The organism is Streptomonospora nanhaiensis (genome assembly GCF_013410565.1).
GTDB classification, from domain to species: Bacteria; Actinomycetota; Actinomycetes; order Streptosporangiales; family Streptosporangiaceae; genus Streptomonospora; species Streptomonospora nanhaiensis.
Map to the genome: position 1 here is coordinate 133984 of NZ_JACCFO010000001.1, position 20159 is coordinate 154142.

Below are 20159 nucleotides of genomic sequence, written 5' to 3' on the forward strand. Positions count from 1 at the left end.
AGAACCGAGGTCAGCCCGTGATCGTCCGCCGGGAGTCCCCGACCGACGTCCCCGCCGTGCGCGCCGTCACCGCCGCCGCCTTCGCCGCCCACGCGGCCGGTGCGCAGGCGGGGCGCGAGCCCGTCGAGGTGACCCTGATCGGCCGGCTCCGCGAGGACCCCGACTGGGTCCCCGAGCTGTCGCTGGTGGCGGTGTCCGACGACGACGTCGACGAGACGCGCGGCCAGGGCACCGTGATCGGCCATGTGCTGTGCAGCCGGGGCCGGGTGGGCGAGACCCGGGCTCTGGGCCTGGGGCCGCTCAGCGTCGCGCCCGAGCACCAGGGCAGGGGAGTGGGGTCGGCCCTCATGCACGCCGCCCTGGGCGCGGCCGACGCGCTGGGCGCCCCGTTCGTGGCGCTGCTGGGAGAACCCGCGTTCTACCGCCGGTTCGGCTTCCGGCCCGCGTCGCACTACGGCATCGCCGCACCCGATCCCGCCTGGGGAGAGTACTTCCAGGTCCGCACCCTCAGCGCCTACGACCCGGCGGCGGCGCGGGGCACCTTCGCCTACGCGGCCCCGTTCGACCGCCTGGACGAACCGCCCGCGGACGCCTGAGCCGGCCGCCGGAGCGGTGGCGGGGAGTACGGCGGGGCGCGGCACGGGCGTGGGGGCGCGGGGCGGGGGTCAGTCCGCGGCCCGGCCGGGGTCGGTGGGGGCGGTGACCGTGCCCAGGAACAGCAGACCGCCTCGGCGGCGCAGGATGAAGGCGAAGGGGCGGTCGACCACGAAGCGCACCGGCTTGCTCGGCATCGCCGCGACGGTGCGCATCACCACGGCGGTGGCGGCCGCGCCCACGGCGCCCTTCTCGTCCACCCGGAGCACGGCCTCGTGGACGGCCTCGTCCACGCGCAGCGGGTGCTCCGACACCCCCGACAGGTCGGCGTCGTCGGTGAAGACGGTGGCGGCGCCGCAGGCGCGCAGCGGGCCGGAGAGCGCCGCGCGGGTGCGCACCTCGAAGCGGGGGAGGGCCAGGTCGACGTCGGTGGGCGCCGCCGCACGGTACAGGGCGTGCAGCGCCTTGGTGGTGGGCACGCCGCGGTCGGACTCGTCCTCGGGCAGCAGCACGTCCAGCGCAAGGTCGTCGGCGGCCGCCACGGTCACCATCCGCCAGCCGGCCGCACGGGCGTAGGGGCGGCGCTCGCGGCCGCGCATCATCGGCACCCGCCGGGTGCCGGAGGGGCTGCGGAAGTCGTGCGGGGCGGTGTCGGCGGGGTCGAACGGCTTGGACCAGCGCACCCGCACCCACAGCGCGTTGACGAGCAGGGCGCGCGTCGCGCTGTTGACGTCGCCGGATCGCAGCAGCTCCGCGATGAGCCCGCGCGTGACCTCGGAGACCTCGGCGTTGGCCGCGCGCCGTACCCCTTCGGGGTCGGCGGCGAAGTCGGCCGTGCGGACGGCGGCGTTGGGCCGCGCCTTGACCGCAGCCGTGAACTCCGGGCGCACCGGGAGGTCGTCGCGCACCCACAGGCTCGTCAGGGTGGCGAGTTCGGGGGCGCCGGTGACGGCGTCGTCCAGCGCTGCCAGATGGGTGTCGAGGTCGGGGCCGAGCAGGGCCGCCAACTCCTGCCGGGTGCGCCCGCGCGCGCCGGTGGCCAGGAGCCCCAGGGCGCCGGCCACCGACAGCGGTGACCACGCCAACTCGCCGCCGGCGCCGAGGGCGGGGGTGAGCCGTGTCGCGAACTCCACCTGGTCGGACCGAAGGGCAACGGGCATCGCGGACACTCCCAGCGGACGAGGTCGGCACTGGGGCCAGCCTAACCGCCCGGGGGCCGAGTGGCCGGGCGCCAATCGCCCATTCTCGTGGCGGGTGGGCGGTGACCGGGGGACGGGGGCGAGTGGGGTGGGGGATTGCCGGTTCGGTGGCGGGTGCTCGACGTCGCGGCGGCGGTAACCGTGGCCGAGATCGGGAGCCCGGGGCGTCACGGGGCCGGGCTCCCGGAACTGCGACGACGACTGCGTACAGGGGGCGTTATGGCGCTCTTGTCGGGTTTGTGTTTTCAGATCTCTGTCAATCGCGGACCTTGGTGGGTTGGTCGGGGCGGCGGCCTGGGGTGGGCGGATCAGTGTGTGAAGGCGACGGATTCGGCGAGGTCCCTCTGGGCTTGGAGCGCGGTGAGGCGGTCGGTGCGGGCGGCGTGGATCGCGCTGTAGGTGCCGGGGCCGAGGGCCAGGCGCAGGGGCGGGTTCGGGTCGCGGGTGGTGTCGCAGATCGCGGCGGCGAGCTTGGCCGGGTCGCCGGGGAAGGCGTTGTCGTCGGCTGACTCCAGGTGGCGCGGGGTCCGGCCGCTGATCGGCCTCGTCATGGACGCGCTGACCACGGGCTGGGCCGCCGGCGCGGGGTAGTGCGCGTATCGGACGGGCGGATCGGGGAAGCAGTAGGGAAAGGCGGCCGACCGGAAACGCCCGGGTCGGCCATGGTTGAATCGCGCTCGGCCGCGCCGCCGTGACCTAGGGTGGAAGGCGTAGCCGACGCCGGAATCTGGAGCCTCATGACCGACCACCAGCGCGCCGCCGAAACCGCGGAGGTTTCCGGCGCCCGACCCGACTCCGCGGCGACCCACGAGACAGCCGCCCAGCCCGTCTCCGAGCAGACGGTCGAGGCGGTCGTCCGAGCCCAGCTGTCCAAGGCACTCGGCGGCAAGCGCGGCATGGTCGAGGCGGCCATCCCCACGCTCACCTTCACCGTCGCCTACATGGCCAGCCAGGAACTCCGGCTGTCCCTGGTCCTGAGTGTCGGCGTGGCGGTCGTCCTGGCCGTCATCCGGCTCATCCAGCGCACGTCGGTGCAGTTCGTGGTCAACAGCCTGTTCGGTATCGGCATCGCGGCCGTCTTCGCGCTGCGCAGCGGCGACGCCGAGGACTTCGCCCTGCCCGGCATCATCTACAACGCCGTCTACGCGGCGGTGCTCACACTCACCGTCCTCATCCGCTGGCCGGCGATCGGCCTGCTGATCGGCGCGGTCACCGGCGACCCCACCGGATGGCGCGACAACCCCGCCGTGGTGCGGCTCAGCTCCCGGCTGACCTGGCTGCTGGTGCTGCCCTGCGTGGTGCGCGTGGCGGTGCAGCTGCCGCTGTGGGCGGCCGAGAGCTACGGCGTCGCCAACACCTTCGCCTTCCTGGGCATCGCCAAGATCGCCATGGGCTGGCCGCTCCAGGTGGCCGCCCTCGCGGCGATGGTCTGGCTGCTGGCGCGCGGCCGCACGCCCATGGCCGACGAGGCCGCCGGCACCGAGGCCGCCGCGCGGCCGCGCACCGCCGAGTAGCGCGGCCGCCGCGGCCGCCCGGCGCGCCCTGCGCGCGGGCGGTCGCGCAACCGGCCTCAGCCCCTGCGCATCAGCAGGTGGCCCCGGCGGAACCGCTCGCCCTCGTGCGGCTCCCGCAGCATCCGGCCGATCTCGCTGAACCCGGCAGCGCGCGCCAGCCCCGCCATCTCGTCGATGGGCCACCGGTAGGCCGTCGTCACCTTGTGGTCGAACTCCGTGAGGGGGCCGTCCTCGGCCTCGAAGAACGCCACCACGAGGTGCCCGCCCGGCGCGAGGACCCGGGCGAACTCGGCGAAGTAGCGGGGCAGCTCCGCCGGAGGCGTGTGGATGACGGAGTACCAGGACACCACCCCGGCCAGCGCGCCGTCGGCCAGCTCCAGGGCGTCCATGGAGCCGACCTCGAACCGCAGGTCCGGATAGGCCCTGCGGGCCAGGTCGATCATGGCCGGCGACAGGTCGACGCCGAACACGTCCAGGCCGAGGTCCCGCAGGTGCGCGGTCGTCTGGCCGGGGCCGCACCCCAGTTCGGCCACGGTCCCGGCGCCGGCCGTGCGCACGTGCTCGGCGAACGCGGCGAGCACCGCGCGGTCCAGCGGGAAGTCGTCGAACGCGTCGCGGGCGAGTTCGGCGTAGAGGTCGGCCACGGCGCCGTAGGCGTCGGCGGTCGTCTTGAGGTGGGCGGGTGTGGAGGATTCGGTCACAGGCCAGGACCCTAGGGCCTCGGCGCGCGGACCGGTGACCGCCCCCCCCGGATGCGGGGCGGGCGCTACCCCGGCTCGGGCGCCAGCAGCACGCCCAGCTCCTCGACGGCGTCCGCGCTGCCCAGGAACACCAGCCCGTCGCCGCCGCGCAGCGGCATCGCCGCCTCCGGCGGGTGCGCCCGGCCGGCGCGGACCACGGCCACCAGCACCACGCCCTCGGGCAGGACGGCGGTGAACTCCGCGACGAGCCGCCCGTCGTGGGGGGTGTCGTCGGGCAGGGTGAACTCCAGCAGGTCGGTCTCGGGCAGCGAGACCCCGCCCGACGCCTCGGCCGCCAGTTCGTCCTCGACGTCGGTGTCGGGCGCGTCCACCAGTGCGGCGATCAGCCGCGGCGGCGAGACCGCCATGTCCACGCCCCAGCTCTCGGTGAACAGCCACTCGTTGCGGGGGTCGTTGATCCGCGCGATGACCCGGCCCACCCCGAACTCGGTCTTGGCCAGCAGCGACACCACCAGGTTGACCTTGTCGTCGCCGCTGGCGGCCACCACGGCGTCGAAGTCGCTGAGCCGGGCGTCCTCCAGGGAGGCCAGCTCGCAGGCGTCGGCCAGCAGCCACTCCACCCGCGGCAGCTCGTCCACGCCGATGGCGCGGGTGTCGCGGTCGATCAGCAGCACCTCGTGCCCGCTGCCGCTCAGCTCGGCGGCGATGGAGCGGCCCACGCCGCCCGCCCCCGCGATCGCGACGCGCATCCTAGCCTCCCTGCCGCTCGTCGGCCGCCTCGGCGAGGCGGGCCTGGATCCGGTCGATCTCCTCGGCACGCGCCAGCACGTGCAGGACGTCGCCCGCGTGCAGCGTGTCGTCGCCGCGCGGCAGCATGATGCGGTCGGCGCGCACCAGGTAGGCCACCCGCAGCGGCAGCGCGGCCTCCAGCTGCTCCACGCGCCGGCCGATCCAGGCCGGGGTCAGCGGCGCCTCGGTCATCACCAGGGTGCCCGAGGGGTCGCGCCACAGCGGCCCCAGGTCGAGGCCGGCCGCACCCGGCATCAGCCGCCGCAGCACGGTGTCGGCGGTCCAGTGCACCGTGCCGACGGTGGGGATCCCCAGCCGCTGGTAGACGGCCGCGCGCCGGGGGTCGTAGATGCGGGCCACGACGTTGCGCACGCCGAAGGTCTCGCGCGCCACGCGGGCGGTGATGATGTTGGAGTTGTCGCCGCTGCTGACCGCCGCGAACGCCGACGCCGACTCGATGCCCGCCGCGATGAGCACGTCGCGGTCCTGGCCGGCGCCGTGGACGGCGGCCTTGGCGGTGGCCGGGCGCAGCCGGCGGAACGCCTCGGGCGACTGGTCGATCACCGCGACCGAATGGCCCATGTCCTCCAGCCGGTGGGCGAGCGTGGAGCCCACCCGCCCGCAGCCCAAGATCACGATGTGCACAGCTCACCCGCTCCTGCCGGTCTCTTCCCGCGGGGCCGCCCGCGGGCGCGCCCCCGGCGACGGTATACCCATCGCGCACGCGCGGGGGAGCGGGGCGCGCCCGCACCGGCCGCCGCCGGCCGCCGCCGGGCGGCCGGACCGGGCCGGTGCAGCGCCGATTCCGGTCCGCGGGCTCGGCTAGAGTGGCGAGGAGATGGGCGGTGGCTGTACGCGGAGGGTCACCCACGCAAAGCCCGAATGTTCCCGTCTGCCGGAGGTCGTCTGCATTGAGTCCTGCGCCGAGCCCGAAAACCCGTCGCGCGCCGGGCATGGTGGGCACCGAAATCCAACTCCGGGTCGACAACGTCGCCCACGGCGGCTGGTGTGTGGGCCGCCACAACGACCGCGTCGTCTTCGTCCGGCACACGCTGCCCGGCGAGCTGGTGCGGGTGCGGGTCACCGAGGAGACCAAGCGCTTCCTGCGCGCCGACGCCGTCGAGGTGCTGGAGCCCTCCCCCGACCGGGTCGAGGCGCCCTGCCCCTTCGCCGGTCCGGGCCGCTGCGGCGGCTGCGACTGGCAGCACGCCTCCCTGGAGGCCCAGCGCCGCATCAAGGGCGAGGTGGTCTCCGAGCAGCTGCGCCGCATCGCCGGGATCACCCGCGAGGTGCGCGTCGAGGAGCTGCCGGGCACGCCTGACGGCCTGGGCTGGCGCACCCGCGTGCGCTTCGCCGTCGACTCCGAGGGCCGCTCGGGCCTGCGCCGCCACCGCTCCCACGAGATCGAGCCGGTGGACCGCTGCCTGATCGCCCACCCCGAGGTCGACCGGCTGGGGGTCACCGACCTGGAGTGGCCCCAGGTGCGCGAGGTCGAGGCGGTCGCCTCGGGCTCCACCAAGGACACCGCGCTGATCGTCACCCCCACCGGCGCCAAGCTGCCGCCGCTGCCCGCGCCCAAGGCGTCGGCGGCGGTGCTGCGCCGCTTCCGCAACGGCCGCGTGCAGCAGGTGCGCGGGCGCCGGGCGGTGCGCGAGCGCGTGGGCGATCGGGAGTTCCGCGTCAGCGCCGGCGGGTTCTGGCAGGTGCACCCCGCGGCGGCCCGCGTGCTCACCGAGGCCGTGCTGGAGGCGCTGGCGCCCAAGCCGGGCGAGACCGCGCTGGACCTGTACTGCGGCGCGGGGCTGTTCACCGCCGCGCTGGCCGAGGCGGTCGGCGCCGAGGGCCGCGTGCTGGGTGTCGAGGGCGACCCCGACGCGGTGCGCGACGCCGCCCACAACCTCCGCGACCTCCCGTGGGCGCGCGTGGAGCAGGGCGACGTGGGCCAGCGGCTGCGCGAGTGGGTCGACATGCGCGTGGACGTCGCCGTCATCGACCCGCCCCGCACCGGCGCGGGCACCCTGGTCGCCCGCCAGCTGGCCGAACTCCGCAACCGCCGGGTGGCCTACGTCTCCTGCGACCCCGCCACCCTGGCCCGCGACCTCGCGGCCTTCGTGGAGGAGGGCTACGACCTCGTCGACGTGCGCGGCTTCGACTCCTTCCCCATGACCCACCACGTGGAGTGCCTGGCGGTGCTGGAGCGCACCGAGCAGGACTGACCGCCCCGGTGGACCGGAAGGCAGCGGCCATGGCGCCCCCCGCGGACCCCGCCGCCCTTGCCGCGGACATGCGGGCGCGGCTGCGCGAGGGCGCGGTGCCCGGGCGGGCCGAGACCGAGAAGCGCTACCTCAGGAGCGGGCTGGAGCACGTCGGCGTTCCGCTGCCGGCCATGCGCGCCCTGGTGAAGGCGGTGCTGCGCGCGCATCCCGGGCTCAGCCGCGACCAGGCCGTGCGGACCGCCGAGGAGCTGTGGGCGCGGCCGGTGCACGAGGAGCGCTCCCTGGCCCTGCTGCTGCTGGAGGGCTGCGCCGACCGGCTGGAGCCGGCCGACACGGCCCTGCTGGAGCGGCTGCTGCGCGAGTGCGCGACCTGGGCGCACGTGGACCTGCTGGCACCGTTCGTGGCCGGGCGGCTGCTGCTGCGCCGTCCCGAGGTCGCGGCCGACGCGCTGCGGTGGGCCGCCGACGACGCGCAGTGGGTGCGCCGCGGCGGCCTGCTGTCCTTCCTGCTGCCCGTGCGCCGCGAGGCCGACTTCGCGCGGTGGTTCCCCGTCTTCGCCGAGGCCGCCGACCCCCTGCTCGGCGACACCCGCTTCTTCGTGCGCAAGGCCATCGGCTGGGTGCTGCGCGAGGGCACCAAGCACCACCCCGGCACGGTGGCCGACTGGCTCGCGCCGCGCCTGGACCGCCTCTCCGGCCTCACCCTGCGCGAGGCGGCGCGCCGCCTGCCCGACGATCAGCGGGCCGGCCTGCTGAGCGCGCACGCGGCCCTGAACCCGCGCGGCGGCCGGGCGGGCGTGTCGGGCCGGGTGTGACCGAAGTGGGCCACGGGGCCTGTGGGTCGCGTTTTCCCCCGCGGGGCCAACGGTACGACAATGGGGCCATGCGCTTGAGGATCTTCATCGAACCGCAGCAGGGTGCCACCTACGAGACCCAGTTGGCGGTTGCCAAGGCCGCCGAGGACCTTGGCTTCGACGCCTTTTTCCGCTCCGACCACTACCTGAAGATGGGCGACGTCGACGGGCTGCCCGGGCCCACCGACGCCTGGGTGACGCTCGCCGGGCTCGCGCGCGAGACCTCCCGCATCCGGCTGGGCACGCTCATGACCGCCGCGACCTTCCGCCACCCCGGCCCGCTGGCCATCGCCGTCGCCCAGGTCGACCGCATGAGCGGCGGCCGGGTGGAGTTCGGGTTCGGCGCCGGCTGGTTCGAGGACGAGCACACCGCCTACGGCATCCCGTTCCCCACCTCGGGCCGCGAGCGGTTCGAGCGCTACGAGGAGCAGCTCGACATCATCACCGGCCTGTGGGCCACCCCGGTCGGCGAGACCTTCCGCTACGAGGGCCGCCACTACCGCCTCACCGACAGCCCGGCGCTGCCCAAGCCGCAGCAGGCCCCGCGTCCGCCGGTGCTGATCGGCGGCACCGGCAAGGTCCGCACGCCCCGGCTGGCCGCCGCGCACGCCGACGAGTACAACGTCCCGTTCAACTCGCCCGAGGACACCGGTGCCGCCTTCGAGCGGGTGCGCGCGGCCGTGGAGGCCGCCGGGCGCACCGAGCCGATGGTCTACTCCGCGGCGCAGGTGGTCTGCTGCGGCCGCGACGAGGCCGAGGTGAACCGGCGGGCGGCGGCCATCGGGCGCGCGCCCGAGGAGCTGCGCCGCAACGGCCTGGCCGGCAGCCCGGCCGAGATCGTCGAGAAGATCGGCCGCTTCAAGGAGCTGGGGGCCGAGCGCCTGTACCTGCAGGTGCTCGACCTGTCCGACCTGGACCACCTGGAGCTGCTGGCCGCGCAGGTCTACCGGCAGCTCCAGTAGCGTCCGCCGCCCCGGACGCCCCGCCGGACCACGGGGTGCCGGGGCGGCGCCGCGCGCCTTCAGTCCTCGCGCCGGTGCTCCTCGGGCGCCTGGGCGGGCGCCGGGCCGTCGGCGGGGCCTGATGAGGCCCCGCCCCGCCCGGGCTCGCCCGGCCCCTGGGACCCCGCCGAGGGCGTGGCCCGGCGGCGCCCGCCGCGCACGTAGAAGACGATTCCGGTCCCCAGCATCGCGGCGCCCACGGGGATGGTCCAGTAGCGCGAGGCCGCCTCGGCAAGCGTGATGCCCTCGGGCGCGCCGGGGGAGAGCAGGGTGATGAGTCCCCACACGAGCAGCGCAAGGCCGCAGAGGACGAAGATGACCGTGTCGCGCAGTGCGCGCATCAGGGGGGCTCCTTGCTGGTTCGCTGACATGGGGGACCGAGGCGTGTCGAGGAGGTAGGACGCGCGGCGACGGGCCGGTGGTTCCCCGTAACCCGGGCCCTCCTCGTACCCGCTGGTAACTTGATGTCGAGATATGCGTCCGATACCTTGATATCGAGATAAATCAACTCGGGGCAGGCGAGATCGGCCGCCGCGCGGCAGGCCCGCGCGGGCGAAGTCCGGGCCCGGCTACGCGCGCCGACGGGGGTAGCGGGGACATCGCTGGTAGAAACGAACAGGGTCCCCGGCGCGCCGCCGGGCGGGCGGCGCGGCGCCGTCCTGGCCGGCTCCTTGTTAGGACAGCCTCAGTGGTGTCCCGGCAGTGCCGCTGCGGCAGGATGCTGGGACAAAGTGGCGAGATCAGGAGGCAATCACCGTGTCCGCGAACAGCTTCGGCAGCCGTGACACGCTCCGCGTTGGCGACGAGTCGTATGAGATCTTCCGCCTGGACGCCGTCGAGGGCGTCCAGCGGCTCCCCTACAGCCTCAAGGTGCTGCTGGAGAACCTGCTGCGCACCGAGGACGGCGCCAACGTCACCGCGGAGCACATCCGGGCCATCGGGCAGTGGGACCCCAACGCCCAGCCCAGCCAGGAGATCCAGTTCACCCCCGCGCGGGTGATCATGCAGGACTTCACCGGCGTGCCCTGCGTGGTCGACCTCGCGACCATGCGCGAGGCGGTCAACGACCTGGGCGGCGACCCCGAGAAGATCAACCCGCTGGCCCCGGCCGAGCTGGTCATCGACCACTCCGTGGTGGTCGACATCTTCGGCCGCCCCGACGCCTTCGAGCGCAACGTCGAGATCGAGTACGAGCGCAACCGCGAGCGCTACCAGTTCCTGCGCTGGGGACAGACCGCCTTCGACGAGTTCAAGGTGGTGCCGCCGGGCACCGGCATCGTGCACCAGGCCAACATCGAGCACCTGGCCCGCGTGGCCATGGTCCGCAACGGCCAGGTCTACCCCGACACCTGCGTGGGCACCGACTCCCACACCACCATGCAGAACGGCCTGGGCATCCTCGGCTGGGGCGTGGGCGGCATCGAGGCCGAGGCCGCCATGCTCGGCCAGCCGATCTCCATGCTGATCCCGCGCGTGGTCGGCTTCAAGCTGACGGGTTCGCTCAACCCGGGCACCACCGCCACCGACCTCGTGCTCACCGTCACCGAGATGCTGCGCAAGCACGGCGTGGTCGGCAAGTTCGTGGAGTTCTACGGCGAGGGCGTGGCCTCGGTGCCCCTGGCCAACCGCGCCACCATCGGCAACATGAGCCCGGAGTTCGGGTCCACCGCGGCGATCTTCCCGATCGACGAGGAGACCATCCGCTACCTCACCCTCACCGGCCGCCCCGAGGCCCAGACCCGCCTGGTCGAGGCCTACGCCAAGGAGCAGGGCCTCTGGCACGACCCCGCCCGCGAGCCCGAGTACTCCGAGTACCTGGAGCTGGACCTGGGCGACGTCGTGCCCTCCATCGCCGGCCCCAAGCGCCCGCAGGACCGCATCGCCCTGTCCGCCGCCAAGGCCACCTGGCGCCAGGACGTGCAGAACTACGTCACCAGCTCGGTGGACGAGGCCTCGGCCGAGTCCTTCCCGGCGTCGGACTCCCCGACCCCCACGCCCAACGGGCAGGTGCCGCACAACCCCGTGCCGGTCACCATGGCCGACGGCACCAAGACCGAGATCGACCACGGCAAGGTCGTGATCGCCGCGATCACCTCCTGCACCAACACGTCCAACCCCTCGGTCATGATCGGCGCCGCCCTGCTGGCCAAGAAGGCGGTCGAGAAGGGCCTGTCCCGCAAGCCGTGGGTCAAGACCTCGCTGGCGCCGGGCTCCAAGGTCGTCACCGACTACTACGAGCGCTCGGGCCTGACCCCCTACCTGGACAAGCTCGGGTTCAACCTCGTCGGCTACGGCTGCACCACCTGCATCGGCAACTCCGGCCCGCTGCCCGAGGAGATCTCCAAGGCGGTCCAGGACAACGACCTCGCCGTGGCGGCCGTGCTCTCGGGCAACCGCAACTTCGAGGGCCGCATCAACCCCGACGTCAAGATGAACTACCTGGCCTCGCCGCCGCTGGTGGTGGCCTACGCCCTGGCCGGGTCCATGGACGTCGACATCACCACCGAGCCGCTGGGCACCGGCTCCGACGGCGAGCCCGTCTACCTGGCCGACATCTGGCCGGCGCCCGAGGAGATCCAGGAGGTCATCGACTCCGCGATCGCCTCGGACATGTACGAGTCGGCCTACGCCGACGTGTTCGCCGGCGACGAGCGGTGGCGCTCGCTGCCCACGCCCACCGGCAACACCTTCGAGTGGGACGCGGAGTCCACCTACGTCCGCAAGCCCCCCTACTTCGAGGGCATGGGCGTCACGCCCGAGCCGGTCACCGACATCACCGGCGCCCGGGTGCTGGCCAAGCTCGGCGACTCCGTCACCACCGACCACATCTCGCCGGCCGGGTCCATCAAGCCCGACACCCCGGCGGGCCAGTACCTCAAGGCCCACGGCGTCGAGCGGCGCGACTTCAACTCCTACGGGTCGCGGCGCGGCAACCACGAGGTGATGATCCGCGGCACCTTCGCCAACATCCGGCTGCGCAACCAGATCGCGCCGGGCACCGAGGGCGGCTACACCCGCGACTTCACCCAGGCCGACAACCCCGCCGACGCGCCCGTCACCTTCATCTACGACGCGGCGCAGAACTACGCCGAGCGGGACATCCCGCTGGTGGTGCTGGGCGGCAAGGAGTACGGTTCGGGCTCCTCGCGCGACTGGGCGGCCAAGGGCACCCGGCTGCTGGGCGTGCGCGCGGTGATCACCGAGTCCTACGAGCGCATCCACCGCTCCAACCTCATCGGCATGGGCGTGCTGCCGCTCCAGTTCCCCGAGGGGCAGTCCGCCGACTCCCTCGGCCTGACCGGCGAGGAGACCTTCTCCATCACCGGCATCACCGAGCTGAACGAGGGGCGCGTGCCGCGCACGGTCAAGGTCAGCACCGACACCGGGGTGGAGTTCGACGCCGTCGTGCGCATCGACACCCCCGGCGAGGCCGACTACTACCGCAACGGCGGCATCCTGCAGTACGTGCTGCGCCAGCTCATCGCCAAGTAGCCGCCCGCGCGGCCCCGCCGGGGCCGCGCGAGGGGCACACCGGGGCCGCCGCCGTCCGCGCAGACGGGGCGGCCCCGCGCCGTAGGCCTCCCACCGAGGGCGTCGCGGCCCTCCCGCGGGCACCACGAGTACCAACCCGGTGCTCGCGGGGCGTATAGTCCTGATCCCGTAGAGCATGGGGCGAGTCGGAAACGGTGCGTATGGGCGAGGCCGAAACCGCGGGAGGCGACCGCTTCGCCGGGCGGTACCGGTTGGTCGAGCGCCTGGGGCGCGGAGGGTTCGGCGATGTCTTCCTGGGCGTGGCGCCCGACGGCTCCCGCGCCGCCGTGAAGCTGCTGCACGCCTCCTGGGCGCGGGACGACGAGATGCGGCGCCGGTTCGCCGCCGAGGTGGAGCAGGCCCGCAAGGTCAGCGGCTTCTGCATCGCGCCGATCCTCGACGCCGACTGCGCCGCGGAGCAGCCGTGGATCGCCTCGGAGTACATCGAGGGACCCACGCTCACCGCGGCCGTGCGCGACCACGGGCCGCGCCGGGGGGTCGACCTCCAGCGGCTGGCGGTCTCCACAGCCACCGCGCTGGCCGCCATCCACGGCGCCGGCGTGGTGCACCGCGACCTCAAGCCCGACAACATCCTGCTGGCCGCCGACGGCCCGCGCGTCATCGACTTCGGGATCGCCCGCGCCGTGGAGGCCACCTCGGTGACCGCCAGCGGCGTGGTGGGGACCGTCGGCTACATGGCGCCCGAGCAGTTGGAGGGGCTGCGGCTGACGGCGGCCGTGGACGTCTTCGCCTGGGGCGCGGTCATGGTCTACGCCGCGACCGGCCGCGAGGCGTTCGCCGCGCCCACGCAGGCCGCCCGCGCCACCCGCATCCTCACCGGCGAGCCCGACACCGGCGACCTGGGCGAGCCGCTGCTGCCGGTGGTGCTGGCCTGCCTGGACAAGGACCCGGCCCGCCGCCCCACCGCGCGCGGCCTGCTGGACCTGCTGCTGGGCGCCGCGCCCGCCGCACCGCCCGCCGCACCCGCCGCCGGGGCGGACGGCGCAGCAGAGCCCGCGCAGCGCGCGGGGGCGGCCGAGGCGCCCACCCGCGTGGCCGCCACCCGGGTGGAGCCCACCCGCGTGGTGCCGGCGGGGGAGCCGCCGGCCGGCGCCGACGGGGGCACGGTGGTGGAGCCGTCCGGCGCGGCCGAGACGAGGGTGGCCCCCACGCGCGTGGAACCGCCCGCCCAGACGCGCGCCCCCGCCGACCCCGAGGGCGGTGCCCCGGACGCCCCGGGCACGCTCGTCTACACCAGCCTCGCGCCCGGTGCCACGCGCGCGGCCCCGGCCCCGCCCACCCCCGAACCCGCCTCCGGCGCCGCGGCGGCCGACGCCTCGGGCGCGGCGGCAGCACCGGGGGCGCCGCACACCACCCCGCCGCACGCCGCAGCATCAGGGCCCGGCGCCTCGGCCTTCGGCGCGCCCCCGCACACCGGCACCCGTGGCCCCACCGGGTTCCACGGCGCCGTCGGCGACGTCCCGCCCTACTGGTTCACCGGCCGCCGCTTCACCGATCCCGGCGAGCTGGCAGCGGCGATGCAGGCCAACTGGCCGGCGGCCGCCGAGGTCTTCGGCAGCGAGGAGGAGCGCGCCGCGCTGGGCGTCTGGCTGATCGACGACATCGGCGACACCCTCGTCGACCGCGCCCTGTTCCGCCGCCGCGCGGCCGACTCCAACGTCGCCCTCGCCTGGTTCATCGTCCAGCTGCGCCCCGACCTGCCGCCGGTCTTCCGGGGGCGCGACGCCTCGGTGGCCGCGCTGCGCGAGCGCTTCGCCGTGGTGCGGCCCGCCTTCACGGGCGCGGCGCCCGACAACGAGCTGATGCTGCTGGCCCGCTCCGAGGTGCTGAGCGTGATGGCCCTGCACCAGGGCCCCGACAGCGCCGAGCTGCGCCGGCTGGCCGACGACCTGGAGGCCGCCGAGCGCGCCGCGGGAGAGTTCCGCCAGCGGCTGGACCGGGCGGCCCCGCGCCTGGCCGCCCACGCCGTCGTGGACTCCGCGCTCATCCTGTCCTACCTGCTGCGGCCCGAACTGGTCGTGCCGCCCGACGCCCAGGGCAGCGCCGAGGCCGCCGAGTGGTTCGCGGCGCTGTGGAGCGCCGTGGAGCGCGCGTCGGGACCGGCGGCCCGGGCCGGGACGGCCGCCGCCGTGGCGCCGCTGACGGGCGTGGCCCGGGAGAGCGCCACGCGCCTGGCCGACTGGTCGGCCGCCCTGGCCGTGGCCGAGGGGGAGCGCACCGAGGCGCTGAGCAGGTGGGAGCGCGAGGCCCGGCTGAACCGGCTCGGGGCCTGGCTGCGGATCAACCCCGCCTTCCCCGGCCTGGCGGTGGGTGTGCTGGTCATCCTGGACCTCACCGAGACCGCCGACGACATGCTCGGCTGGATCCTGCTCATCGTGCTGGTGTGGCTGGCGGCGCGGCTGGCCGCCGGGATCCTGCGGCTGGCCAGCGGCCCCCGCCACGGCCACCGCACCTCCGCCCACGCCGCGGAGGCGCGGTTCCACCAGCTCAACGGGCACGCCACCCAGCTGGAGAACGGCGTGCTGCAGATGCGCCGCGAACTGGAGGAGGTCCGCGCGGCCTGCGGCGGCTAGGGCAGGTGCTAGGGACGCCGCCCGTAGCGAGCGGCGCACTCGTGTGCGCCCCGCCTGAGGCGCGTGGCGCCCCCTGGCGGGGCGCCGGTCAGGGACCAGTGCCGCTCTCGCAAGGCCGAGGAGGGAGTCAGGGCGGTTTCGGTTCCCTGCCGACCGACGAGAACGCAGCCAGAGCGGCACTGGGGCGCCGCGCAGTAGGGCGAGTACCCATAAAGCGCGCCCTGGTGCCCCCGCGCGTCCGCCGCGGTCACCGCCGCGCCGCGGTGAAACGCGCCGCGCCCGGCCGGGGCGGACCCGGCCGGGCGCGGCAGGGCCGGCCCTCGCGGGCCGACGCGGTGGACGCGGCCGACTAGCGGGCCGCGCCCGACAGGCTGCCGGTGGTCTGGCCGGCGGGGTCGTAGATGATGCAGAGGATCTCGCGGTCGTCCATGGAGTCCCAGGACTCCTGGGTCGGGTGCAGCATGTCCATGTCCAGCTCGGACTCCATGTAGGGCATGCCCACGAAGGTCTCGAACTCCGACATGCAGGTCTCCTCGGCCTCGGTGGCCACGGCCTCGTCGCCGGGGTACTCGCCGTCCTCCATCATGACGCTGGCGAAGACCTCGGACTCGTGGGGCTGGCTGCACTCGGCGGTCTCGATCTCGGAGATCTCGGTCATGCCCAGCGGCTCGGCCAGGCAGTCGCCCACCTCAAGGGTGAACACGCTGCCACCCTGGAGGCTCGCCAGCATGCCGCACCCGGACAGGGTCAGGCCGGCGGCGGCGACGGCGGCGGTGGCGGCGACCCGAACGATACGCGGGCGCATGGTCGTCGAAGGCATGAGTTCTCCGTCTGTTCTTCGTTCCAAGGGGATGGGATCCAGGCGTCCAGACCGCAGGGGGAATGCCGAGCGATGCGTCCGTCTCGATACCGCGGAGGCAGCGACCCAGGGGCACCGCGTTCAGGGGTGATTGTCCGCATCCGGGGCTGCTGTGATCATGGGACGCCGCCGGCGGCCGGTTGGTTCCACGAACTTCGGAAAACTCCCATGCCAGACATCACACTGGCCGGACCCGGCCGCCGCCGTGGGGAGGCCCCGGTCCGGCGCTACAGCTCCACGGTCATCGGGTCGTGGCTCGGCTCGGGCATGCCGCCGGCCGGCTCCAGACTGATGCCGATCCGCTCGGCGGAGCCCAGACCCCGGGCCATGCCGGAGTACATGCCGCCACCCGTGTCCGCCAGCATCCCCGCCGAGCGCGTACCGGAGTCCTCGACGTACCACAACTGGTAGCCCATGCCCTCGGGAGCCGGGGCAGGCCCTCGACCATGACCAGCACGGTGCCGCTGCGCTGGGAGGTCACCACGCTGGCCCGCGCGTCGCCGCCGTCGAGGGGGGGCGTCGCGCACACTGGCGTCGGAGGCCGCCAGCAGCCGCTCGACCTCGGCGGTGTGCTCCCGCATCTGCTGCATGCGGACGCCCATCGCCCCCACCGCGCCGCCCAAGACCAGCGCCAGCGCGGTCGCGGCGGCGGCCACCACCCACGGCAGGCGGTGGCGGCGTGTCCGCGCGCGCCGGCCGCGCGGCTTCGCCCGCGCCGGAAGCGCCCGCTCCGGCGGAGCCGACGCCGTTCCGGCGGCCGGCGGAAGTTGGCGGATGCCGGGCACCGCCGCGCGCACCCGCCGCCACACCTCCTCATCGCAACCCTGGCCGGTGCCGCGGCGGTGCTCTCGGCCGGGGCGGCCGCCGGCGGCCGGCTGTACGCCGAGCGGCGCCCGACAGCGGCCGAGCAGGCCGGCGCGGTCCGGCTGCCCCGCCCCGACTCCCCGGCGCCGCCGCTGCCCGACGGCGTGGAACTCGACGTCGAGGGGGTGGCGCCCTTCTACACCCCTGTCGCCGACTTCTACACGGTGCACACCGCGCTGGCGGTGCCCCAGGTCGACGCCGGGCGCTGGCGGCTGCGCGTCCACGGCCGGGGCGTGCGCCCGCGTGAGTACACCTACGCCCAGTTGCTGGAGCGCTCCGACCTGATGGAGCGCGACATCACCCTGGCGTGCGTGTCCAACCCGGTGGGCGGCGACCTGGTGGGCAACGCCCGCTGGATCGGGGTGCCGCTGGCGGCGCTGCTGCGCGAGGCCGGGGTGCGTGCGCCCGGCGCGGGCGGCCCCGCCGACCAGCTGGTCGCCCGCTCCGAGGACGGCATGACCATCGGCACCCCGGTGGAGGACCTGCTCGACGGCCGCGACGCGCTCCTCGCCCTGGGCATGAACGGCCGGCCGCTCACCGCCGAGCACGGATTCCCCGCCCGGATGGTGGTTCCCGGCCTCTACGGGTATGTCTCGGCGTGCAAGTGGATCACCGAGATGGAGCTGACGACATTCGCCGCCTTCGACGCCTACTGGGTGCCCCGGGGATGGTCCGAGCGCGGACCGGTCAAGACCCAGTCGCGCATCGACACCCCCCGCGCGGGCGCCTCGGTCGGCGCGGGCACGGTGCCCGTGGCCGGCGTGGCCTGGGCGCAGAACACCGGGGTGTCGGCGGTCGAGGTGCGTGTGGACGACGGCCCGTGGCTCCCGGCGCGCCTGGCGGCCGAGGACACGGCCGACACCTGGCGCCAGTGGGTACTGGAGTGGACGGCGCGGCCCGGCCGGCACCGGCTCAGGGTGCGGGCGCGCGACCGCGACGGCCGGTGGCAGACCGCCCAGGAGGCCCCGCCGGCGCCCGACGGCGCGAGCGGCCACCACACCGTCGAGGTGACCGTGACCTGACCCCTGACCTCGGCGGGGCGCGTTCCCCGCCGCGGCGGGCGTTTGGCGGCGTCCCGTTGGGACAGCCGGACGTCCACAGCCGGCCGCACGGCCGGCACCGGCCCCGCCGCGCCCCGCGGCGGGTGCGCACCGCAACCGAACGACTGCGAGGAGAATCCCATGCCCAGCCCCTCTCTCACCGTCCTGCGCCGCCTCGTCGCCGCCGGCGCTATCGCCCTGACCGCGTCGTTCTCGCTGGCCGCCTGCAACGACGACGGCGACGACGGCGAGGAGACCGTCCAGGAGGAGGACGGCGAGCAGGACGGCCAGGACGACATGGACGACCAGCAGGACGGCCAGGACGACCAGGACGGCGACGACCAGCAGGACGACGCCAACGACCAGGACGACACCGACGACATGAACGAGCAGGACGACGCGCAGGACGACAACAACTAGTCCGCGGCACCCCGGCCGGCGCCCCCCGCGGGCGCCGGTCCGCCGTTGTCGATCACCAGGTCGGCGTGCTCGCGCGGGTGGTGGGCGGCGTAGAACGCGTCCTCCTGGTCCGCCCACATATGCCGGTACGGCGCGTACTCGGCGGCGTCCCAGCGGGCGTCCAGCCGCCGCTCCCGCTCTTCGCGCGGGGCCTCGACCCAGGCCAGCGCCGCCAGGTGGGGCCGCAGTTCCGCCGCGCCCGACCCGCAGCCCTCGACGACCAGTTCGCCGCGCACCGGCGTGGTCTGCCAGTCGCCGAAGGCGCCGCGCGCCCAGTCGTAGGGCCGCCAGCGCGGATCGGCCCCGCGCGCCAGCGGCTCCAGTACCCACTGCCGCACCAGCGGCACCGCCGCCGCCAGCCCCGACCACCCCGGGTAGAGGTCGTCCATGTGCAGCAGCGGGCAGCCGGCCTCGGCGGCCAGCCGCCGGGCGAGCGTGGTCTTGCCCGCGCCCGAGCGCCCCTCGACGGCCAGCACGCGCACCCCGCCGGCGCGGGCGGGGGAGCGGCGCAGCGCCGCCACGGCCCGCCGGGGCCAGTCGGGGTCGGCGGCGGACAGGGTGAGGGCGGCCGGCCGGGGCGGCGTGCCCGGGCCGCGGCGCCGTGCCTGTGCTGAATTCAATTCTTGTAAGCTCGCTTTCACCAGCGGCGCAAGGCTTCAGGGCGGCTTCACGGGAGGAGACGGACCAGGTGACCGATGTGGAGGTGACTCCCGGCTCCCAGGCGGCGCTGCGGCGGGCCAACCAGCAGCGCGTGGTCGACGCGCTACGCAGTGGCGGCACGCTGACCCAGGCCGAGATCGCGCGCGGCACGGGGCTGTCCCCGGCCAGCGTCTCCAACATCGTACGCAACCTGCGCGCGGCCGGGACGGTGTCGGTGCGCGAGACCTCCTCCAACGGCCGCCGCGCCCGCGCGGTCACCCTCATCCGCCCGCCCGGCGCCGTGGTCGCGATCGACTTCACGCTGACCGCCATCACCGCCGCCCTGGGCGACAGCGAGGGCGGCGTACTGGCGCGCGAGGCCATCGCCTACGACGTCGCCGGCGACCCCGAGCGCGGTGTGCGGCGCGCGGTGTGGCTGGTCGAGACCCTGCTGGGCCGCGTGCGGGTGGACCGGCGGACCGTGGTGGCGGCCACCGCCGCCGTGCCCGGCCCCGTCGACCTCGCCACCGGCGAGATCGGCGCCATCACCTGCATGCCCCGCTGGGCCGGCTTCCGCCCGGGCGAGGCGCTGGGCCTGCGGCTGGGGGTTCCGGTCACCGCCGAGAACGACGCCAACCTGTGCGCCCTGGCCGAGATGGCCGACGGTGCCGGCCAGGGCCGCGAGCACGTCGTCTACGTGCGGCTGGGCCAGGGCGTGGGCGCCGGGATCGTGGTGGGCGGCGCGCTGTTCCGCGGCGCCGGGGGCACGGCCGGCGAGATCGGCCACATCGGCCTGGACGAGCGCGGCCAGGTGTGCCGCTGCGGCAACCGGGGCTGCCTGGAGACCGTGCTGGGGGCGCCCTACCTGCTGGACATGCTGCCCCACCAGGGCGAGGGCGCGCCCCGGAGCGTGGCCGAACTGGTGGCCGCGGCCGAGAAGGGCGACCCCGGCTGCCGGCGCATCGTCGCCGAGGCGGGCTCGGCGCTGGGCCGCGCCCTGGGGGTGCTGGCCAACACGTTCAACCCCGAGCTGGTGCTCCTCGGCGGGGAGCTGACCGAGGCGGGGGAGGCGCTGCAGGAGCCGGTGCGCCGCTCCATGGAGCTGGGCACGCTGGGCAGCGCGTTGGCGCGGCTGCGGATCGAGCGCGGCCGCCTGGGCGACGACGCGGCCCTGCGGGGCGCGTTGCTGCTGGCCGCGCGGGCCGCCGCGAACATGTAGCGCCAAAGGCGACATAACACCCGATTCTCCTCATGTTTCACGGCTATGCCTGTGACCTGCGCCGACAATGCGTTCAAGGGTTGAAT

General features: G+C 75.0%; 19 protein-coding genes. 10 read left to right on the plus strand and 9 right to left on the minus strand.

Going from position 1 to position 20159, the window contains the following annotated elements; translation table 11 throughout:
• The first annotated feature begins 17 nt into the window (after nucleotides 1-17).
• Nucleotides 18-596: a GNAT family N-acetyltransferase gene (locus HNR12_RS00580; RefSeq protein ID WP_179765610.1), complete on the plus strand. Its 579-nt coding sequence runs from the start codon at nucleotides 18-20 to the stop codon at nucleotides 594-596.
• A 69-nt stretch (nucleotides 597-665) separates the two neighbouring features.
• Here HNR12_RS00580 and HNR12_RS00585 read toward each other — a convergent pair whose 3' ends face one another.
• Nucleotides 666-1754: a serpin family protein gene (locus tag HNR12_RS00585; RefSeq protein ID WP_179765611.1), complete on the minus strand. Its 1089-nt coding sequence runs from the start codon at nucleotides 1752-1754 to the stop codon at nucleotides 666-668.
• A gap of 347 nt (nucleotides 1755-2101) precedes the next feature.
• Complete coding sequence (locus tag HNR12_RS00590) at nucleotides 2102-2344, minus strand: hypothetical protein (protein ID WP_179765612.1); 243 nt, start codon at nucleotides 2342-2344, stop codon at nucleotides 2102-2104.
• Between the two features lie 186 nt (nucleotides 2345-2530).
• On the opposite strand from HNR12_RS00590, the gene HNR12_RS00595 reads away from it, so the two are divergent.
• Nucleotides 2531-3307, plus strand: coding sequence for a DUF3159 domain-containing protein (locus HNR12_RS00595; RefSeq protein ID WP_179765613.1), 777 nt, complete (start codon nucleotides 2531-2533; stop codon nucleotides 3305-3307).
• 56 nt (nucleotides 3308-3363) lie between these two features.
• Here the strand turns inward: HNR12_RS00595 and HNR12_RS00600 are convergent, their stop codons facing one another.
• The 3 genes from HNR12_RS00600 to HNR12_RS00610 form a co-directional block, all read right to left on the minus strand.
• Nucleotides 3364-4008, minus strand: a complete 645-nt coding sequence (locus HNR12_RS00600) for a class I SAM-dependent DNA methyltransferase (protein ID WP_179765614.1) — start codon at nucleotides 4006-4008, stop codon at nucleotides 3364-3366.
• Nucleotides 4009-4073: 65 nt separating this feature from the next.
• A complete protein-coding gene (locus tag HNR12_RS00605) occupies nucleotides 4074-4757 on the minus strand; it encodes a potassium channel family protein (protein WP_179765615.1) in 684 nt (227 codons plus the stop codon).
• Nucleotide 4758: 1 nt separating this feature from the next.
• Nucleotides 4759-5442 carry a potassium channel family protein gene (locus HNR12_RS00610; RefSeq protein ID WP_179765616.1) on the minus strand — a complete coding sequence of 228 codons (684 nt, stop codon included), beginning with the start codon at nucleotides 5440-5442 and terminating at the stop codon, nucleotides 4759-4761.
• Between the two features lie 308 nt (nucleotides 5443-5750).
• On the opposite strand from HNR12_RS00610, the gene HNR12_RS00615 reads away from it, so the two are divergent.
• The 3 genes from HNR12_RS00615 (at nucleotide 5751) to HNR12_RS00625 (ending at nucleotide 8829) form a co-directional block, all read left to right on the plus strand.
• Entirely contained in the window at nucleotides 5751-7013 is a 1263-nt protein-coding gene (locus HNR12_RS00615; RefSeq protein ID WP_179765617.1) for a class I SAM-dependent RNA methyltransferase, read from the plus strand.
• Nucleotides 7014-7042: 29 nt separating this feature from the next.
• On the plus strand, nucleotides 7043-7828 hold the full coding sequence (locus HNR12_RS00620; RefSeq protein ID WP_179765618.1) for a DNA alkylation repair protein: 786 nt from the start codon (nucleotides 7043-7045) through the stop codon (nucleotides 7826-7828).
• Nucleotides 7829-7896: 68 nt separating this feature from the next.
• On the plus strand, nucleotides 7897-8829 hold the full coding sequence (locus HNR12_RS00625; RefSeq protein ID WP_179765619.1) for an LLM class F420-dependent oxidoreductase: 933 nt from the start codon (nucleotides 7897-7899) through the stop codon (nucleotides 8827-8829).
• 59 nt (nucleotides 8830-8888) lie between these two features.
• Here the strand turns inward: HNR12_RS00625 and HNR12_RS00630 are convergent, their stop codons facing one another.
• Nucleotides 8889-9209 (minus strand): hypothetical protein, encoded by a 321-nt coding sequence (locus tag HNR12_RS00630; protein WP_179765620.1) that lies wholly within the window; start codon nucleotides 9207-9209, stop codon nucleotides 8889-8891.
• A gap of 415 nt (nucleotides 9210-9624) precedes the next feature.
• On the opposite strand from HNR12_RS00630, the gene acnA reads away from it, so the two are divergent.
• A complete protein-coding gene (gene acnA / locus HNR12_RS00635; RefSeq protein WP_179765621.1) occupies nucleotides 9625-12360 on the plus strand; it encodes an aconitate hydratase AcnA in 2736 nt (911 codons plus the stop codon).
• 200 nt (nucleotides 12361-12560) lie between these two features.
• Nucleotides 12561-14993, plus strand: coding sequence for a serine/threonine-protein kinase (locus tag HNR12_RS00640; RefSeq protein ID WP_179765622.1), 2433 nt, complete (start codon nucleotides 12561-12563; stop codon nucleotides 14991-14993).
• A 349-nt stretch (nucleotides 14994-15342) separates the two neighbouring features.
• Here the strand turns inward: HNR12_RS00640 and HNR12_RS00645 are convergent, their stop codons facing one another.
• The gene (locus HNR12_RS00645) at nucleotides 15343-15813 is read right to left on the minus strand and encodes a septum formation family protein (protein ID WP_246424972.1); all 471 of its coding nucleotides are present in this window, start codon (nucleotides 15811-15813) and stop codon (nucleotides 15343-15345) included.
• A gap of 266 nt (nucleotides 15814-16079) precedes the next feature.
• A complete protein-coding gene (locus tag HNR12_RS27730) occupies nucleotides 16080-16508 on the minus strand; it encodes an anti-sigma factor domain-containing protein (protein WP_394353905.1) in 429 nt (142 codons plus the stop codon).
• A gap of 186 nt (nucleotides 16509-16694) precedes the next feature.
• On the opposite strand from HNR12_RS27730, the gene HNR12_RS00655 reads away from it, so the two are divergent.
• Nucleotides 16695-17738: a molybdopterin-dependent oxidoreductase gene (locus HNR12_RS00655; protein WP_338119694.1), complete on the plus strand. Its 1044-nt coding sequence runs from the start codon at nucleotides 16695-16697 to the stop codon at nucleotides 17736-17738.
• A 159-nt stretch (nucleotides 17739-17897) separates the two neighbouring features.
• Nucleotides 17898-18176, plus strand: coding sequence for a hypothetical protein (locus tag HNR12_RS00660; protein WP_179765625.1), 279 nt, complete (start codon nucleotides 17898-17900; stop codon nucleotides 18174-18176).
• Here HNR12_RS00660 and HNR12_RS00665 read toward each other — a convergent pair.
• A complete protein-coding gene (locus HNR12_RS00665) occupies nucleotides 18173-18772 on the minus strand; it encodes a hypothetical protein (RefSeq protein ID WP_372451148.1) in 600 nt (199 codons plus the stop codon). The two genes, HNR12_RS00660 and HNR12_RS00665, sit on opposite strands and share 4 nt — an antisense overlap.
• A gap of 131 nt (nucleotides 18773-18903) precedes the next feature.
• Here HNR12_RS00665 and HNR12_RS00670 point away from each other — a divergent pair, with 131 nt between their 5' ends.
• Nucleotides 18904-20073, plus strand: a complete 1170-nt coding sequence (locus HNR12_RS00670; RefSeq protein ID WP_179765626.1) for an ROK family transcriptional regulator — start codon at nucleotides 18904-18906, stop codon at nucleotides 20071-20073.
• The last annotated feature ends 86 nt before the right edge of the window (nucleotides 20074-20159 follow it).

Excerpts from the sequence above, each read along its gene's own strand:
- HNR12_RS00620 (WP_179765618.1), top strand. The coding sequence starts at position 7,043 with ATGGCGCCCCCCGCGGACCCCGCCGCCCTTGCCGCGGACATGCGGGCG.
- HNR12_RS00595 (WP_179765613.1), top strand. The coding sequence starts at position 2,531 with ATGACCGACCACCAGCGCGCCGCCGAAACCGCGGAGGTTTCCGGCGCC.
- HNR12_RS00625 (WP_179765619.1), top strand. The coding sequence starts at position 7,897 with ATGCGCTTGAGGATCTTCATCGAACCGCAGCAGGGTGCCACCTACGAG.
- HNR12_RS00640 (WP_179765622.1), top strand. The coding sequence starts at position 12,561 with ATGGGCGAGGCCGAAACCGCGGGAGGCGACCGCTTCGCCGGGCGGTAC.
- HNR12_RS00585 (WP_179765611.1), bottom strand. The coding sequence starts at position 1,754 with ATGCCCGTTGCCCTTCGGTCCGACCAGGTGGAGTTCGCGACACGGCTC.
- HNR12_RS00630 (WP_179765620.1), bottom strand. The coding sequence starts at position 9,209 with ATGCGCGCACTGCGCGACACGGTCATCTTCGTCCTCTGCGGCCTTGCG.
- HNR12_RS00645 (WP_246424972.1), bottom strand. The coding sequence starts at position 15,813 with ATGCCTTCGACGACCATGCGCCCGCGTATCGTTCGGGTCGCCGCCACC.
- HNR12_RS00590 (WP_179765612.1), bottom strand. The coding sequence starts at position 2,344 with ATGACGAGGCCGATCAGCGGCCGGACCCCGCGCCACCTGGAGTCAGCC.
- HNR12_RS00660 (WP_179765625.1), top strand. The coding sequence starts at position 17,898 with ATGCCCAGCCCCTCTCTCACCGTCCTGCGCCGCCTCGTCGCCGCCGGC.
- HNR12_RS00605 (WP_179765615.1), bottom strand. The coding sequence starts at position 4,757 with ATGCGCGTCGCGATCGCGGGGGCGGGCGGCGTGGGCCGCTCCATCGCC.
- HNR12_RS00615 (WP_179765617.1), top strand. The coding sequence starts at position 5,751 with ATGGTGGGCACCGAAATCCAACTCCGGGTCGACAACGTCGCCCACGGC.